This window comes from Flavobacterium sp. JAS (assembly GCF_020991455.1).
Classification (GTDB): Bacteria; Bacteroidota; Bacteroidia; order Flavobacteriales; family Flavobacteriaceae; genus Flavobacterium.
Window position 1 is genome coordinate 1 of record NZ_JAJMOX010000003.1, and the last position, 16570, is coordinate 16570.

At 33.5% G+C, this 16570-nt stretch carries 12 protein-coding genes; 8 read left to right on the plus strand and 4 right to left on the minus strand.

Annotated elements, in window-relative coordinates:
• Positions 1-1291, plus strand: a 1291-nt coding sequence (locus tag LPB88_RS04095; RefSeq protein WP_230712725.1) for a T9SS type A sorting domain-containing protein, incomplete at its 5' end; no start/stop codon positions are given.
• A gap of 215 nt (positions 1292-1506) precedes the next feature.
• Positions 1507-2028 (plus strand): hypothetical protein, encoded by a 522-nt coding sequence (locus LPB88_RS04100; RefSeq protein ID WP_230712727.1) that lies wholly within the window; start codon positions 1507-1509, stop codon positions 2026-2028.
• A 63-nt stretch (positions 2029-2091) separates the two neighbouring features.
• Here the strand turns inward: LPB88_RS04100 and LPB88_RS04105 are convergent, their stop codons facing one another.
• The 3 genes from LPB88_RS04105 to LPB88_RS04115 form a co-directional block, all read right to left on the minus strand.
• The gene (locus tag LPB88_RS04105; protein WP_230712729.1) at positions 2092-3906 is read right to left on the minus strand and encodes a T9SS type A sorting domain-containing protein; all 1815 of its coding nucleotides are present in this window, start codon (positions 3904-3906) and stop codon (positions 2092-2094) included.
• A gap of 188 nt (positions 3907-4094) precedes the next feature.
• Entirely contained in the window at positions 4095-5063 is a 969-nt protein-coding gene (locus LPB88_RS04110; RefSeq protein ID WP_230713492.1) for a TerC family protein, read from the minus strand.
• A 607-nt stretch (positions 5064-5670) separates the two neighbouring features.
• Positions 5671-6687, minus strand: coding sequence for a glutamine synthetase beta-grasp domain-containing protein (locus LPB88_RS04115; RefSeq protein WP_230712731.1), 1017 nt, complete (start codon positions 6685-6687; stop codon positions 5671-5673).
• 428 nt (positions 6688-7115) lie between these two features.
• Between LPB88_RS04115 and LPB88_RS04120 the strand changes: the two genes are divergently transcribed.
• From LPB88_RS04120 to LPB88_RS04135, 4 genes are all read left to right on the plus strand, one after another.
• Positions 7116-9305 (plus strand): glutamine synthetase III, encoded by a 2190-nt coding sequence (locus LPB88_RS04120; protein WP_230712733.1) that lies wholly within the window; start codon positions 7116-7118, stop codon positions 9303-9305.
• 533 nt (positions 9306-9838) lie between these two features.
• Positions 9839-11017: an AIR synthase related protein gene (locus tag LPB88_RS04125; RefSeq protein ID WP_230712735.1), complete on the plus strand. Its 1179-nt coding sequence runs from the start codon at positions 9839-9841 to the stop codon at positions 11015-11017.
• A 191-nt stretch (positions 11018-11208) separates the two neighbouring features.
• Positions 11209-11565 carry a hypothetical protein gene (locus LPB88_RS04130; RefSeq protein ID WP_230712737.1) on the plus strand — a complete coding sequence of 119 codons (357 nt, stop codon included), beginning with the start codon at positions 11209-11211 and terminating at the stop codon, positions 11563-11565.
• Positions 11566-11721: 156 nt separating this feature from the next.
• Positions 11722-12330 (plus strand): GNAT family N-acetyltransferase, encoded by a 609-nt coding sequence (locus tag LPB88_RS04135; protein WP_230712738.1) that lies wholly within the window; start codon positions 11722-11724, stop codon positions 12328-12330.
• Positions 12331-12666: 336 nt separating this feature from the next.
• On the opposite strand, the gene LPB88_RS04140 is transcribed toward LPB88_RS04135, so the two are convergent.
• On the minus strand, positions 12667-13290 hold the full coding sequence (locus LPB88_RS04140) for a M949_RS01915 family surface polysaccharide biosynthesis protein (protein ID WP_230712741.1): 624 nt from the start codon (positions 13288-13290) through the stop codon (positions 12667-12669).
• A gap of 188 nt (positions 13291-13478) precedes the next feature.
• On the opposite strand from LPB88_RS04140, the gene LPB88_RS04145 reads away from it, so the two are divergent.
• Both LPB88_RS04145 and LPB88_RS04150 read left to right on the plus strand, forming a co-directional pair.
• Complete coding sequence (locus tag LPB88_RS04145; RefSeq protein ID WP_370635819.1) at positions 13479-15800, plus strand: GH92 family glycosyl hydrolase; 2322 nt, start codon at positions 13479-13481, stop codon at positions 15798-15800.
• A gap of 240 nt (positions 15801-16040) precedes the next feature.
• Positions 16041-16484: a hypothetical protein gene (locus LPB88_RS04150; RefSeq protein WP_230712745.1), complete on the plus strand. Its 444-nt coding sequence runs from the start codon at positions 16041-16043 to the stop codon at positions 16482-16484.
• Positions 16485-16570: the final 86 nt, after the last annotated feature.

Consider the following 16570-nt stretch of genomic DNA (forward strand, 5'->3'; position numbering starts at 1 on the left):
TACCATTACTAAAGCTGATTTACTTAATGTTTCAAGTCCTCCAAATAAAACAGTTGCTTGTGGTGAAAATCCAGATGCTGCATTTGTGGCATGGATTGCTGGATTTAAATATACAGGAGGATGCTCTGGAAATGTTCAGGCTACAGATTTATCTCAATTTGTGAAACCTCAAATAGGGGTGCCATTAGTTATTGAATATGTTGTTTCGAACAATTGTGAAACGATTAAAAAAGTGTCAACATTTTTGATCACTCCGTGTACAACTCCAATTTGTACCTATACTCAAGGTGCTTATGGAAATATTGGAGGTATGTCATGTGCAGGAGGAGTTTCTTACACAACCAAAGCTCTTATTGCGAAATCATTAAGTACTTATCCAGGTGGAACAATGACAATTGGTTTAGTTGGAAAATCTGTTTTAGTATCTAATAATCCAGCTGATATTGATGGTGTTATAGCCTATTTACCTGGAGGAGGAGGAAGCAAAGTGTTGCCAAACGGAAATCCTCACATTAGTGCATTAACTGCTGACTATCTTAAAAATGGTAAAATCAATAATACCTTATTGGCTCAAACCATTACTTTAGGACTTAATTTAGGTATTGATAGTGAGTTGAGTAAATTCAAATTGCAAGCAGGTATATTAGCTGTTGCCCAGCCTGTTGGTGGTTGCGGATCTAAAACTCCAAAAGAACGTATTTGTAATCCTGACGGAACAGTAAGTAATGAATATAAATATTACACTATTTCGAACAGTGTAGTTAGTAAACTAGGAGGAGATAAAACAGTCTGGGACTTGTTTAACTTAGCCAATCAAGCGTTAGGAGGAGGAAATACCAATGGAGCTTCTCTTTCTGATATCGCAAGTTTGGTAGATTTGATAAACAATGCATTTGATGAATGTAGAATTGCAATAGGATACAACATTCCGCCACTTGCTTGTGTAGCTACTCAAGCACCTATAGTTGCTGAGACACCTACAACTACAGAAACACCTATAGTTGAAAGCAGTGGAAAAGAAAGCAAAAAACCTAGTTTTGATGCTTATCCCGTTCCATTTAAAAATTACATTACAATTCGTTATAACTTTAATTATGCGAGCGATGTCAAAATTGAATTGTTTGATATATCAGGAACTTTGTTATCTTCTAAAACAGATACAAATTCTTACTTAGACAAAGAATATACCTTAAATATTGATTTCTACGTAGGTAAATTCCAAGTTTATATTCTTAGAATTACGACTAATAAAGGCAGCAGTTCTAAAAAAATTATTTCTGCCGGTAATTAGATTAATTTATAAACCTTATTTAAAGCATCCGTTAAAAGCGGATGCTTTTTTTTGAAAATTATTTTTTTTGTTTCCCCTTTGATTACGGGTATTTTACGCGCGAAATGATTTAGTAAATGCAAATGAGATTAAAAAAGTTAGGAAAAAAATTATGTTTTTCTTTTTTTTGGTTTGGTTTTTGGAATACCTTTATAAATATAAAAAATATAAAAATTATGAAAAAGATACTTACCATTTTTGCAGTCGTTGGACTAATCGCGTTTTCTAGTTGTGAAGGACCAGAAGGACCAGAAGGACCTCCAGGATTTGATGCCCCACTTCCTTTTGTTACTGAAGCTACAATGGACTTTGTTAGTCCGAATTATGCAAATAATGTTGCGTTAAAAGGCATGCTATCAGGGGATAATGTTTTAGTATATGAATTAGTTAGTGCTTCAAATCAAGCTGATAAATGGGCATTATTACCTCAGATATATTATTTTAACAATGGCACAGAAACAGCTCAATATAATTTTAATTTTTCAAAAAATAATGTTACAATTTTTATTGATGGTAGTTTAAGTGATTTTTCTCTATTACCTGCTAGTTTTAGAATTGGCAAAACATTTAGAATTGTTATTATTCCAGGTGATGACGGAGTAAATGCAAAAAAAGTAAAAGCAGATTATTCGGATTATAATGCTGTTATTGCAAAATATAACATTGATGATAGTAATGTTAAAAATGTAAAATTATAATCATTCTTTATTAAACGTAAAAAAAAGGAAATCGCAAGATTTCCTTTTTTTTACGTTTAATATTTAATTTTTAATAAAAGTAAATTGTTCAGTATATGATCTTCCTGACCTATTATTTGAAACATTTATAAAATATATTCCGTTAACTAAATTTGAGACATTGATACTAATAAGGGTAGGGGTTATTTTTGTAAAATCATTTAAGTTTACAATATTACCTGTAATATTTACAATATTAATATTAGCGTCATTTAAATCGATTCCTCCAGTTCTGTTATATGTATTTTCAATGTTGATTATTGAAGTCGCTGGATTTGGATATATTTTAAGTGTTGATGTTGAATATACATTTGTAGAAGGGATTAAGCTTACTTCATTACTATAGTATGTTTCACCAGTGTAAATATTATCTGTTGCTATACGTCTGTAATTATAAGTCGGTACTGTAGGTTGGTTTCTACCAACACCGGGAACAAATTCAGGTGTCGACGGAAAGTAATCCTTTGACGTAGCATAAGGTATATTTGTCCAATTACTAAATTTCGCCCCTCTTTCTGTAACTGTTTGACTTTGCCATTGATAAAATAGATAAGTATTTTTATTAGAGACAGTAGTTGTTCCTGTAATAGTAGATGGTCTTTCAACAATATTTGAAGATGATACTTCTAAAGTTTGATCACAACATATTGTGTTATTGTCACGAATAGCTCTTAGTGATATTTTTAATGAATTACTAGCTATTTTTAAATTTTGATAAATAGCTATTCTTCTTAATAAATAAAAATTGTCTTTATCGCTGTTAGAGCGTGGTAAATATGACGAATTCAATGAAGGCGAAGATTGATTAGGAATTGTGATCCAGGAAGAACTGTCTTCTGTAGTACCGTTTGTTATGCGGTATTCCCATTCGTACTTATCAATCATAACATTTGTATCTCCTCTTTTTGGAACATAAAAAGGATCTTGAAGAATATTTAAATTTATAGATGAGTTATCACCAAAAATATCTTTTGGATTGGCATTATTAATTTCAGATGAACCGTCAGTGTTTATGGAAGCGTTAATGCGAATTTCATTTGGAGTTATTGGTGATGGAACAACAGTAATAGTCACAGAGTTACTTTTATTAGGAAACTGACCACCATAGTTATATCCTAAACTTCTTGTAACTGTAGATTTTCCAAGTTCGGTTATGTTGTCAATCTCTAAAGTACTACGGTTATTACTTATAAATCTAACACTGCCTAGTCCAGCAGCTTGCCAAGAAGAATTGATACCATAAGGTTCGTTTTGATAAGGATTAAGATAGGTAGTACCAGTTACTGGTGCAGGTTTTTCTCCAAGCCTAACCGTTTGGTCACAGCACAATGTATTTGTAATTTTTGTTGGGTTTGGCGCATCTGCAGGAGGGTTTAAATTGGTTCCTGTAGTCACGGTTGCATTTTTAATCACAGAAAGATAAGCACTCTTAAATACTGCTCCAGATGGGCTGTTCATGTTTTTATATTCGGCATAAATAAATCCTCCAGAGGTTTGAAAATCTGCCCAGTTTAAGTTTATCGTAAAACTTCGATTAGCAACTTTTGCGCCGCCAAAATATAACGCACCACCGTCGCCGCCAATAGCAACATTAGGACCTATGGCAACAGAATTCATGTAATAAATCTTTATAGTTCCCTGGTCGTCCACCGAGGCACCGTCAGGAATTTCAACTTTTACACCTAATGAAACAGAAGAGTAAGGAACAGAGGCAAGGTTAATTGGGCCTGCATTAACATTAGACCCGTTTACGGATGTTGGCGTGATTGTAACTTTTTGTGCAAACGAAATTGTAGTAGATAAGAATAGGAAAAGGAGATAGAAGTAATTTTTTCTCATGATAAAGGCTTTTAAATTATTTATAATAAAGTAAACATAGTTATAAATAATGTATAATCTTATTTTTAATAGTTAAATTGTAGTACTTATCTTATTATTTAACTATTGTTGAAGGTTTAAAACTTATCAAAAGCATAAAAAAAGGAGATCATTTAATCTCCTTTTTTTATGTATATATGTCAAGAAAACTATTCTTCGTTTGAATCTGTAAGTGTTTTTTCTTCTCCAAATTTCAATGAAACCAAAATTCCCACTAAAAGCGAAAGAGCAATAAATCCTAGAGAAGCCCATTCCGGAACGTGAATAAAATCATGAAGAATCATTTTTAATCCTACGAAAGCTAAAATAGCAACCAGACTGTATTCTAAGAAACTGAATTTTGCCAACATATTTGCCAGGAAGAAATACATAGAACGTAAACCTAAAATGGCAAAAATATTAGAACTAAATACTAAAAACGGATCTGATGTAATAGCAAGAATTGCCGGAACACTGTCTACCGCAAAAAGAACGTCCATAACTTCAATAACAATCAAGGCTACAAATAAAGGAGTCGCAGCTTTTTTGGCTGTTTTTGTACTAATGAAAAATTTCTCACCATCCGTTTCAGAGGTAATCGGAATGATTTTTCCAAGTGCTTTATAAACGAATGAATCTTTTGGATGAAAATCTTCTTCTTCACCTGAAAATAACATTTTCAAAGCTGTAAAAATTAAGAAAGCACCAAATAAATAAGTCGTCCATGTAAATTTATTGATAAGCATTACGCCAAAGAAAATCATTAATCCACGGAAAATGATTGCACCAAGGATTCCCCAGAATAAAACACGGTGTTGGTATTTTTGAGGTATTTTGAAAGAAGCGAAAATAATTGCAATTACAAAAATATTATCTACACTTAATGATAATTCGATTAAGTAACCGGTAATAAACTTCATTGAAGCTACGGCTGGTTTCAGCTGATCCGGATTTGCAATATAGTCTGTGGTGTAAAGCCAGTAAATTACTCCCGAAAACAAGAATGAAAGCGTTACCCAAATCAGGGTCCATTTACTTGCTTCTTTGGTACTAATAATATGTGGTGTTTTATTGAAAACACCCAAGTCTAAAGCAAGAATAATTACAACAGCTACTAAAAAGAAAATCCAAACCATTATGATAATTTTTAAATGATTTACAAAGATAGTTTTTGAAGTTTAACTTAAAAATTTATTAATAAAAATTACCTTAAAAATTTAGTGTTATAAACCCGACAGGTTTTTAAAACCTGTCGGGTTTGAATGCGCATAAAATCTTTGTCAAAGTTTAAAACTTTGACAAAGATCCCTACAAAAAGTTTGTCCACGCATTTTTTGCATCCCGATTTCTATGATAAAAACTATTTTTTCATTCGTTTTTTTCAACGGATTAATCCCGATAGCTATCGGGACGTTGCTACAATGTAAATCATTCCTTTGGAATTTTTTCTAGCAGTTCCATAGGAACAAAATATATTGTAGGGATGGATTTCAATCCATCATTCGCAATCAAAACTCAATCTTGTTATTCCGAGGAACGAGGAATCTCCGTAAGTAACTCCGCATAGTATTTCGCTAATCTTTGTAGAGTTACTTACGGAGATTCCTCGTTCGGAATGACAATGATTGTGGTTGTTTTTGTGTAAAGCCAAACCCGACAGGTTTTTAAAACCTTTCGGGTCTATTGACAATAAAAAAAGTGCCATCTGATCAGGATGGCACTTTTAAGTATATTATAAACTAAGAATTATAGCGCTGATTTTACAGTTTTGATAATTCTAGCAGCAATTTTGTATGGATCACCGTTTGAAGCTGGTCTTCTGTCTTCAAGGTATCCTTTCCATCCTTTTTGAACTGTATATAAAGGAATTCTGATTGAAGCTCCTCTATCAGATACTCCATAAGAGAAATCGTGAATAGAAGCAGTTTCATGTTTACCAGTTAAACGTTGGTCGTTGTAAGCTCCGTAAACTGCAATGTGTTCTGCAACAACAGGACGGAAAGCTTCACAGATTCTTTCGTAAGTTTCTTTAGAACCACATGTTCTTAAGATCTCGTTAGAGAAGTTAGCATGCATACCTGAACCATTCCAGTCTGTGTCACCAAGTGGTTTTGGGTGATATTCTATATAGTAACCATATTTTTCAGTCAAACGATCTAATAAGTAACGAGCAACCCAAATTTCGTCTCCGGCTTTTTTAGCACCTTTAGCAAATAATTGGAATTCCCATTGTCCGCAGGCAACCTCTTGGTTAATACCTTCAAAGTTAAGTCCGGCAGCGATACATAAGTCAGCATGCTCTTCTACTAATTTTCTTCCGTGAGTGTTTTTTCCACCTACAGAGCAGTAGTACATACCTTGTGGAGCAGGATATCCTCCAACAGGGAAACCTAATGGCAATAAAGTTTTAGTATCCATGATGAAATACTCTTGTTCGAAACCAAACCAAAAATCATCATTATCATCATCAATTGTAGCTCTACCGTTAGAAGGGTGTGGTGTTCCGTCAGCATACATAACTTCTGACATTACAATGTAACCGTTTATACGAGTTGGATCTGGATAAATCGCAACTGGAACTAATAGACAGTCTGAAGATCCACCTTCAGCTTGTTTTGTTGACGAACCATCAAATGACCAGTTTCCAAGTTCTTCTAATGTTCCTTTGAAATTTTCGTGCTCTTCAACTTTAGTTTTACTTCTAAGATTTTGAGTTGGTTCATATCCATCTAACCAAATGTACTCTAACTTAATTTTAGCCATAATAATATAAATTAATTTTTTTTGTTTTTTTCGTTGGGTCAAATATAGATTTATTTTTTTAGTCCTAAAAATTAGGGGGCTATTTTGTTTAGCAGAGTATTATTTTTTAGAGAAGCGCAATTTTGGTAGGGGTATATTTTATAAAAAGCAATTTTTAACACCATAAAAAAATAAATTCGTAATAAATACGATGGTTTTTTGAATTTCTGAGTTAAGAAATTATGAAAAAATGTTTATTTAATGAATAATACCAAGGTGTTTTGTTATATTTCTATAGTTAAGATTCATTATTCTTTGTAAAAAGCGTCTTCTGTTGAAAAATCGTCGCATAATTTTCTGAAATTTATCTTTTAAACAGGGGGTTTTATTCTTTATATTTGTTCTTCTTTTTTCAATAGAAATTATTACAAATTTTTAAACTTATATACATGTCAACATTACGTTTTCAAGCTTTACAAGAAGCTTCTACAAGAAAGCCGGTACATTTTGAAGAAATAGATAGAAAATCTAACATTTTTGGTTCAAATGTATTTAATGAAAAAGCAATGAAGCAATATTTAACTTCAGATGCTTTAAAAGGGGTAAGAGATGCGGTTCAACATGGAACTAAAATAGATAGAAAACTGGCAGATTATATTGCCATGGGAATGAAAGAATGGGCCCTTTCTAAAGGAGTTACACATTATACACACTGGTTTCAGCCTCTTACAGGAACAACTGCAGAAAAACACGATGCCTTTTTTGAAACTTCTTATGACGGAAGTGATCCTGTAGAAAAATTTGGCGGAGCACAATTAGTACAACAAGAACCGGATGCATCAAGTTTCCCAAATGGTGGAATCAGAAATACATTCGAAGCCAGAGGTTACACAGCGTGGGATCCAACTTCACCTGCCTTTATATATGGAACAACTTTATGTATCCCGACAGTTTTTATTGCCTATACAGGAGAAGCTTTAGATAATAAAATTCCGTTATTAAGAGCATTATCAGCAATGGATGAAGCTGCGACAGAAGTATGTAAATATTTTGATAAAAATGTAAAAAAAGTTACCGCTACTTTAGGATGGGAACAAGAATACTTTTTGATCGATAAAGCCTTGGCAAATTCACGTCCGGATTTAATGATGACCGGAAGAACATTATTAGGACATACATCTGCAAAAGGACAACAACTTGACGATCATTATTTCGGGTCTATCCCAACACGTGCTTTAACGTATATGAGAGATCTGGAACAAGAATGTATGTTGTTGGGAATTCCGGTAAAAACCCGTCACAATGAGGTTGCGCCAAATCAGTTTGAGTTAGCACCAATTTTTGAAGAAACAAATCTTGCCGTAGATCATAACTCCTTATTAATGGATGTGATGCAAAAAGTTGCGGAGCGTCATGATTTTAAAGTATTATTTCACGAAAAACCATTTAAAGGAGTAAACGGTTCCGGAAAACATAATAACTGGTCATTGGCAACAGATACAGGAGTTAATTTATTGAGTCCAAGTAAAACGCCAATGAGCAATTTACAGTTTCTTACTTTCTTTATCAATACCATAAAAGCCGTTAACGATTACGAAACTTTGTTAAGAGCTTCTATCGCAACAGCAAGTAACGATCACAGGTTAGGAGCAAACGAAGCGCCACCGGCAATTATTTCTGTTTTTATTGGAGCACAATTAACCAAAGTTTTATCTGAATTGGAAAGTGTTACTACCGGAAAATTATCTCCTGAAGAAAAAACAGACTTAAAACTAAATGTAGTTGGAAAAATTCCAGATGTACTTTTAGATAATACAGACAGAAACAGAACTTCGCCATTTGCCTTTACAGGAAATAAATTTGAGTTCAGGGCAGTAGGTTCAAACTCGAACTGTTCAAATTCAATGACTACTTTGAATGCTATTGTAGCCAAACAATTGAAAGATTTTAAAATAGAAGTAGATGCTTTAATTGAGTCGAAAGACATGAAAAAAGATGATGCAATCTTCAATGTTTTAAGGGAATACATTAAACAATCTAAAAAAATACTTTTTGAAGGAGACGGGTATAGTGATGCTTGGGAAAAAGAAGCAGCTAAAAGAGGTTTAAGTAATTTTAAAACTACTCCTGAAGCTATAAAAGCCAAAGTTTCTAAACAAGCATTTGACTTATTCGAAGAATTAGGGATTATGAATCATATTGAAGTTGAGGCACGTTACGAAATTGAATTAGAAGAATACACGAAGAAAATTCAGATTGAAGGAAGAATTTTAGGAGATATTTCAAGAAATCACGTAATTCCAACAGCAATTCGTTATCAAAATACTTTAATTGAAAACGTAAAAGGGCTAAAAGAAATCTTCGGGAAAGAATTTGAAACCATTGCAAAAGAGCAAATCGTTTTAATCAAAGAAATTTCAGGTCATATAGAAGGTATAAATTCTAAAGTATTGGCAATGACCAATGAAAGAAAAACGGCAAACAGTTTAACAGATGCGCAAAAAATGGCCGAAGCATATTGCAATAAAGTAAAACCATATTTTGAAGATATTCGAAATCACTGTGATAAATTAGAATTATTAGTAGACGACGAAAGTTGGACCTTAACTAAATACAGAGAATTGTTGTTTACCAAATAACATTCTCAAAATAATACTTTAAAGCCTGTCTCAAAAAAGACAGGTTTTTTTTGATTAACTTTAAATAAACAAGAATTATATAAAGTAGTATTTTTCTTCTTATTGTAAAATAAGATAAGGGCAGTTCATCGAGATAGTCTCACATTTTATCGAAAAGAAGCTAATGTGTTGAAAAATAAGTAAATATGTGTGATTTGGTTTACGATAAGTTTTCTAAATTTGAATATGAAAAAGGAGAAAATTAAGAACAAATCTTGTTTTCAAATTATTTTTTAGAATGACATACTTCTCCAAATTGTATAACCTACATCACAAGTTGTATTAGTAGCCAATTAAATATAAGCCTTCAAATGTTTAAAACAATTTAGTTACAGAAAAAACGACAGTATTCAAAAAACTGTCGTTTTTTTTGTGAATCACAGATTAGAAGAAAATATGATTTTAATTAGAATAAGTTCTAATTTTAAATAGTATAGTCCCAAGAATTAAAAAAAGGGATTATCTTTGCACCACATCAACACAAACTAAGTTTCATGAGTTCAGATTCTAGCAAAAGGTACGCACAAAGAGGTGTTTCGGCATCAAAAGAAGACGTACACAACGCCATAAAAAATATTGATAAAGGTTTATTTTCTCAAGCATTTTGTAAAATTGTTCCAGATTATCTAACCCAGGATGAGGAATATTGCTTGATTATGCACGCAGACGGAGCAGGTACAAAATCGTCATTAGCGTATATGTATTGGAAAGAAACAGGTGATATTTCAGTTTGGAAAGGAATCGCTCAGGATGCTTTAATCATGAACATCGACGATTTATTATGCGTTGGTGCAACAGATAATATCTTGCTTTCTTCTACAATTGGAAGAAATAAAAATTTAATTCCGGCCGAAGTTATTTCAGCAATCATCAACGGAACCGAAGAATTAATTAACGAATTAAAATCTTTTGGCGTAACAATTCATTCAACAGGAGGAGAAACTGCCGATGTTGGAGATGTAGTTCGCACCATAATTGTCGATTCTACCGTTACCGCTCGTATGAAACGCAGCGATGTAGTAGACAATGCAAATATTAAAGCAGGCGACGTAATTGTTGGTTTGACATCTTTTGGTCAGGCAACTTACGAAAAAAGCTATAATGGCGGAATGGGAAGTAACGGGTTAACATCTGCACGTCACGACGTTTTCGGGAAATATTTAGCTAAAAAATACCCTGAAAGTTACGATGCTCTTGTTCCCGAAGAATTAATCTACTCAGGTCAGGTAAATTTAACTGATGAAGTAGAGAACAGCCCAATAAATGCAGGTCAGTTAGTACTTTCTCCAACGAGAACTTACGCGCCAATTATCAAGAAAATTTTAGACACTTATACACCAAACGAAATTCACGGAATGGTGCATTGCAGTGGAGGAGCACAGACAAAAATTTTACATTTTGTTCAAAACCTGCACATTATAAAAGACAATTTATTCCCTGTTCCGCCATTGTTCAAGTTAATTCAGGAACAATCAAAAACAGACTGGAAAGAAATGTATCAGGTTTTCAATTGCGGTCACCGTATGGAAATTTACGTTCCTGAAAACATCGCACAAGATATTATTGCGATTTCAAAATCATTCAATGTCGACGCACAAATCGTAGGTAGAGTAGAAGCAGCCGATGCTAAAAAACTTACTATTACCAGCGAGTACGGAACATTCGAATATTAATTTTTTTAAGTTACAAAGGTTCAAAGGTTCTGAGTTGCAAAGGTTTTTTTATACTGGAGTTTCAACAGGACCTTTTTTATTAATAATTAGCTTTTTTAGGAGCTAATCCCGCTATCCGTTACAATCTTTTGTGTCCGCCGCAACGGACACAAAAGGATTTTCACTACTATCGGGGCTAAAAACATCAGGCTATGTACGAATTACTTTTTTGGAAATACTTAGAAGAAGTCTATTTAAACCATCATGAGGTTTACGAAGCCCTTGTCGAAAAAGAAGAAATTGAAGGTTTAGAAAAACTTCCTGTTGAAGTAATCATGAACCGAATCGCTTCTGTTTTTTCAGAATGGGAAAAAGTAGATGAAAACAGTTGGCAAAATACCAAAGGAAGAGGTGCCTTTCAAGTAATCCCAACCCCACAAAGCGTCAAAATCGACTGTTACGGAACCGAAGGTAAAACCATGAATAAACTAGTTGCGTTGATGGAAGAATTCAAATGCCCGTTATACGATCCGCAAGTTCCGGAGCGCTATGATGAAATGAGTGAGTAATTTTAAAATCAACTAAAAATCAACAAATAAGCCTCTAACTAATAGAGGCTTATTTGTTGATTTTTTTGTTCTTCTTTTTATTTTTTTCAAATATCTTTACAAAGCTTCTTTTGAAGAAATAGAAACATTTCATAGCAATCTCATCAGAATTTAAAAATGAATACAACATCTAATTTCAGTTTCTCAAACAACGTTATCCTCGAGGATGATTTGGTTTTATTACGTCCTATACAAGAATCAGACATCGAAAATTTATTAGAAATCTCCATCAACGAGCCAGAAACCTGGAAATATTCCTTAGTTGGTGCGGACGGAAAAGAAAATTTGGTAAAATATATCCAATCAGCAGTAAAAGCGAGAGAAGATAAAAGAGAATTTCCGTTTATAGTATTCGATAAAAAATCTCAAAAATACGCAGGATCAACACGTTTTTACGACATTCAGCTTGAATACAAAACGCTGCAATTAGGCTTTACCTGGTACGGATCAGCCTTTAGAGGAACCGGACTTAATAAACACTGCAAATTTTTATTATTGCAATTTGCCTTCGAAACCCTTGGAATGGAGCGTGTAGAATTCCGCGCCGATAATAATAACGAGCGCAGTGTCGCAGCCATGAAAAGCATCGGATGTAAAGTTGAAGGAGTTTTTCGCAACCACATGCCAACCAGAGACAGCGAAGTACGCCGTGATTCAATCGTTCTAAGTATTCTAAGGAATGAATGGTTTGATGAGGTAAAAGAGAATCTAAAGCAAAAGCTTTAGTAAAGAAAGAGCCAGAGGCTCGACATATATTGTAGGGCCGGATTTTAATCCGGTCTACGCAACGAGAATCCAATCTTTGTCGAGCTTCTCACGAGGATTTCTCCTGCGTCGAAATGACAAGATTGTGTTTAAGCTTTGTCTTTGCGAGATTAATTTTTATGACATTGTCTTAAAGCGTAGAAAAATTACAACAATAAAACATTCTCATGTAAGTATTTTTATATAAATTATACATCGAAGCTAATTCCAACATTTATCGTCTAATATCTTGCAGTTATAATCAAAAGTCTGCATCTAAAGTCTTTCTTCTAACATCTTGCCTCTAACATCTAACACCTATCCATCTTTCAACAACAACCCCTGTTCTTTTCTAATCTTAACCACCAATTGATCGACATAGGATTTTATTTTCTGCGGAAGCGTATTCCAATTTTGATCTTTTTTAAAACTTCTGCAATAGTCTAAGTCACATTCCACGGCACGAATTACATATTTTTTGTTTTTGTAAACCGTAATAATTTTAACCCGTTTTATTTCATCATTTTCATTTCTCGTTCCGTAAACGATTATGGGTTCAATATAACCATCGGCATCAAGATCTTTGGTACTGCAATATTTTGTCCAGAACCAGATATTAGTTTCCTTAGGTTCAGTAGATTCTAATACATCATTAATTCTCCATTTTTCTAGAAAACCGCCATGATCATTCATTGTAGAAATCGCCTGAATCTTAGTGTTCAAAGTATCTTTTTTAGAAATATTTTTTTGGTTTTCGCATAAAAGTAATTCATAAACTCCGCCTTTATCCTGATATTCAAATGCTTTATAGATAGGAAAATCAGAAACCCCGTCAAGTTCTTTTTGAATTATATCTTCCTTTGTCAATCTATAGCTGCTTACTTTTTGAGCAATTCCAAAAGTAGAATAGGAAAGTAATAGAACTAAAATATAATTTTTCATGAAGAGAAATGTGTTTTTTGAATAACTCAAAGATATTTAAAACCTTATTTAGCACAGATAAATTTACATTTTTAAAAGAGCATATTTTGTTGTATTTTTCTAACCTAAAAGTATTGATAAATCGTTTTAGTAAATAACCAATCTTATTTTAAACCAAAATAATAATTAAAAATAACCTGATGAATAGAATGAAATGTAAAAGTTTTCTTTTTGGCTTAACTGTTTTAATGCTTGGTTATGGAGCAAATGCACAAAAGAAAATAGAGAAACAAAATTTGATTCAGTATGTCGATCCAATGATTGGCACGGCCAAAATGGGACATACTTATCCTGGCGCAACAGTTCCCTTTGGGAGCGTGCAGTTGAGTCCAGAAACAGATACAATTGCTTACGGTTTAAACGGAAAATACAATGGAGAGGTCTATAAATATTGCGCAGGATATCAATACGAAGATAAAACGATTGTAGGTTTCAGTCACACGCATTTTAGCGGAACAGGGCATTCTGATCTTGGCGATTTTCTAATTATGCCAACAACCGGAAAACTGCAATTAAATCCCGGAGTAGCTTCAAAACCATTATCAGGTTATCGATCTGCGTTTTCTCATTCGACCGAAAAAGCAGAACCAGCTTATTACAGTGTTTTTCTGGAAGATCATAAAATTAAAGCCGAACTTACGGCAACAACGCGCGTGGGAATGCACCAATATAGTTTTCCAAAATCTAATGAAGCGCATATTATTCTTGATTTAACATCAGGAATTTATAATTACGATAAAAAGAACGTCTGGACATTTGTTCGTGTAGAAAATGATACTTTAATTACCGGATATCGCCAAACAAATGGTTGGGCGAGAACCAGAACGGTTTATTTTGCGATGTCTTTTAGCAAACCAATTAAAAGCTACGGACAAGCAGCACAGGAAAAAAGTGTCTACAGAGGTTTTTGGGGAAGATTTGATCAAACCAAAAATTTCCCGGAAATGGCAGGTCAAAACCTAAAATTGTTCTTTGATTTCAATACAGAAGAAGGAGAAAAAATCAAAATTAAAATAGCACTTTCGCCGGTAAGTTCTGCAGGAGCACTTGAAAACATGAAAAAAGAAGTTCCGGGTTGGGATTTCGAAAAAGTAAAAAAACAAAGTCAGGAAGTTTGGAACAAAGAATTGAATAAAATTCAGATTGAAACCATTCAAAAGGAAGATTTAGTCAATTTTTACACGGCAATGTATCATGCGTTTTTAGGTCCAACAGAATACATGGATTTAGACGGAAACTACAAAGGCTTGGATATGAATGTTCATAAAGCCGATAATTTTAAAAATTATACCAGTTATTCTTTATGGGATACCTACAGAGCTTTGCATCCGCTTTTTAATTTGGTTCAGCCAGCAAGAAACTCAGATATGATAAGTTCTATGTTGGCACATTCAGATCAAAGTGTGCATAAAATGCTGCCAATCTGGTCACATTATGCTAATGAAAACTGGTGTATGATAGGCTATCATTCTGTATCTGTGATTGCAGACGCTATTGTAAAAGGGAATGGAAATTTTGATAAAGAAAAAGCACTTCAGGCGTGTATAAACACAGCCAAAGTACCTTATTATGACGGATTGGAATATTATATGAAAATGGGTTATGTTCCGGAGGACAAAAATGGATCTTCGGTTTCTAAAACATTAGAATATGCTTATGACGATTGGGCAATTGCTCAGGCAGCTAAAAAGCTTGGTAAAACAGATATTTATAATGAATTTATCGAAAGATCTAAAAATTATAAAAATGTTTATGATGCTAAAACTGGTTTCATGCGTCCTAAATTAAACGACGGAACTTTCAAAAAAGAATTTGATCCGTTAGACACCCACGGACAGGGGTTTATTGAAGGAAATTCATGGAATTATAGTTTGTATGTTCCGCAAGATCCGACAGAAATGATTAAAATAATGGGAGGAAATGACAAATTTAATGTTCGTTTAGATTCATTATTCAGCATGCATTTACCGGACAAATATTTCGAGAATACAGAAGATATTACCAGAGATGGAATCATTGGAAATTATGTACACGGAAACGAACCTTCGCATCATGTTGTTTATTTGTATGATTGGACCAATTCGCCGTGGAAAGCGCAAGACAAGATCCGAATGATCCTGAAAAAAATGTACCGAAATGGTGCAGATGGCTTGGGTGGAAATGACGACTTTGGACAAATGAGTGCCTGGTATATTTTTAGCAGTTTAGGATTTTATCCTGTTGCACCGGGTTCTGATGAATATGCACTGGGAAGTCCGTTGGTTAAAAAAGCTGTTTTTAATTTAGAAAGCGAAAAAACTTTCGAAGTAGAAACGGTAAATCAATCTGATAAAAATGTGTTTGTGAGTAAAGTGCTTTTAAATGGAAAACAATTAGACAAACCTTTCTTAAAACATTCAGATGTTATTAATGGCGGAAAAATTACTTTTTATATGAGCGCTAAACCGAATAAGAAGAATTACCAGAATTAAATTTACCCACGGATTAGGCAGATAAAACGGGTTAACAAAGATTTTTCTGTAGTGTCACCCTGAGCGAAGTCGAAGGCTTTTGCAACGAAATGGGCTTCGCCTTCGCTCAGCCTGACAAACACACGTTTTAAATTCGAGATGATTCGTGCAATTCGTGGCGAAAAAATTAATAAAAACAGAATCATAACAGAGTTTCCAAAAACTTCACGAAATTTGCACCTCAAATAAAAGACACGTATTATGAAAATAAATCTAAAATCAGGAATTGATAAGTTGCTTTTCGGAATGAAGCAAAACGATGTAACGGCTGCTTTAGGAAAACCGGATAAAAATTATGTAGACGAAGACGACAACGTAATTTTTGTATACAACGCTCAAAAAATCAGATTGACATTTTATCAGGAAGAAGATATGAAATTGGGTTATTTAGTAGCTTCAAGCAATGATTTAGAAGTTTTTGGATTCAAGCTTCTCGGAAGAAAAATTGCTGATGTAAAGAAAGATTTAGCGACAAAAGGAATCACAAAATACAATCAGGAAACTTTTGATACTTTCGAAAACTATTTCAATGAAGACAATTGGTTTATTTTACAAACAGAATTTGATGAAGTTGTAAAATTTGAAGTTGGTGCAATCATCAATGATAAAGACGAATTTGACTGGAAATTTCCTGTAAAGAAATAATAACGTAGAAAACCTTTGTCAAAGTTTTAAACTTTGATAAAGGTCTACACGCAATAACATAAAAAAAACCGACAATCACTTGTCGG

Coding starts and splice junctions, on each gene's coding strand:
- LPB88_RS04145 (WP_370635819.1), top strand. CDS start 13,479: ATGAAATGTAAAAGTTTTCTTTTTGGCTTAACTGTTTTAATGCTTGGT.
- LPB88_RS04125 (WP_230712735.1), top strand. CDS start 9,839: ATGAGTTCAGATTCTAGCAAAAGGTACGCACAAAGAGGTGTTTCGGCA.
- LPB88_RS04150 (WP_230712745.1), top strand. CDS start 16,041: ATGAAAATAAATCTAAAATCAGGAATTGATAAGTTGCTTTTCGGAATG.
- LPB88_RS04105 (WP_230712729.1), bottom strand. CDS start 3,906: ATGAGAAAAAATTACTTCTATCTCCTTTTCCTATTCTTATCTACTACA.
- LPB88_RS04130 (WP_230712737.1), top strand. CDS start 11,209: ATGTACGAATTACTTTTTTGGAAATACTTAGAAGAAGTCTATTTAAAC.
- LPB88_RS04115 (WP_230712731.1), bottom strand. CDS start 6,687: ATGGCTAAAATTAAGTTAGAGTACATTTGGTTAGATGGATATGAACCA.
- LPB88_RS04135 (WP_230712738.1), top strand. CDS start 11,722: ATGAATACAACATCTAATTTCAGTTTCTCAAACAACGTTATCCTCGAG.
- LPB88_RS04100 (WP_230712727.1), top strand. CDS start 1,507: ATGAAAAAGATACTTACCATTTTTGCAGTCGTTGGACTAATCGCGTTT.
- LPB88_RS04140 (WP_230712741.1), bottom strand. CDS start 13,290: ATGAAAAATTATATTTTAGTTCTATTACTTTCCTATTCTACTTTTGGA.
- LPB88_RS04120 (WP_230712733.1), top strand. CDS start 7,116: ATGTCAACATTACGTTTTCAAGCTTTACAAGAAGCTTCTACAAGAAAG.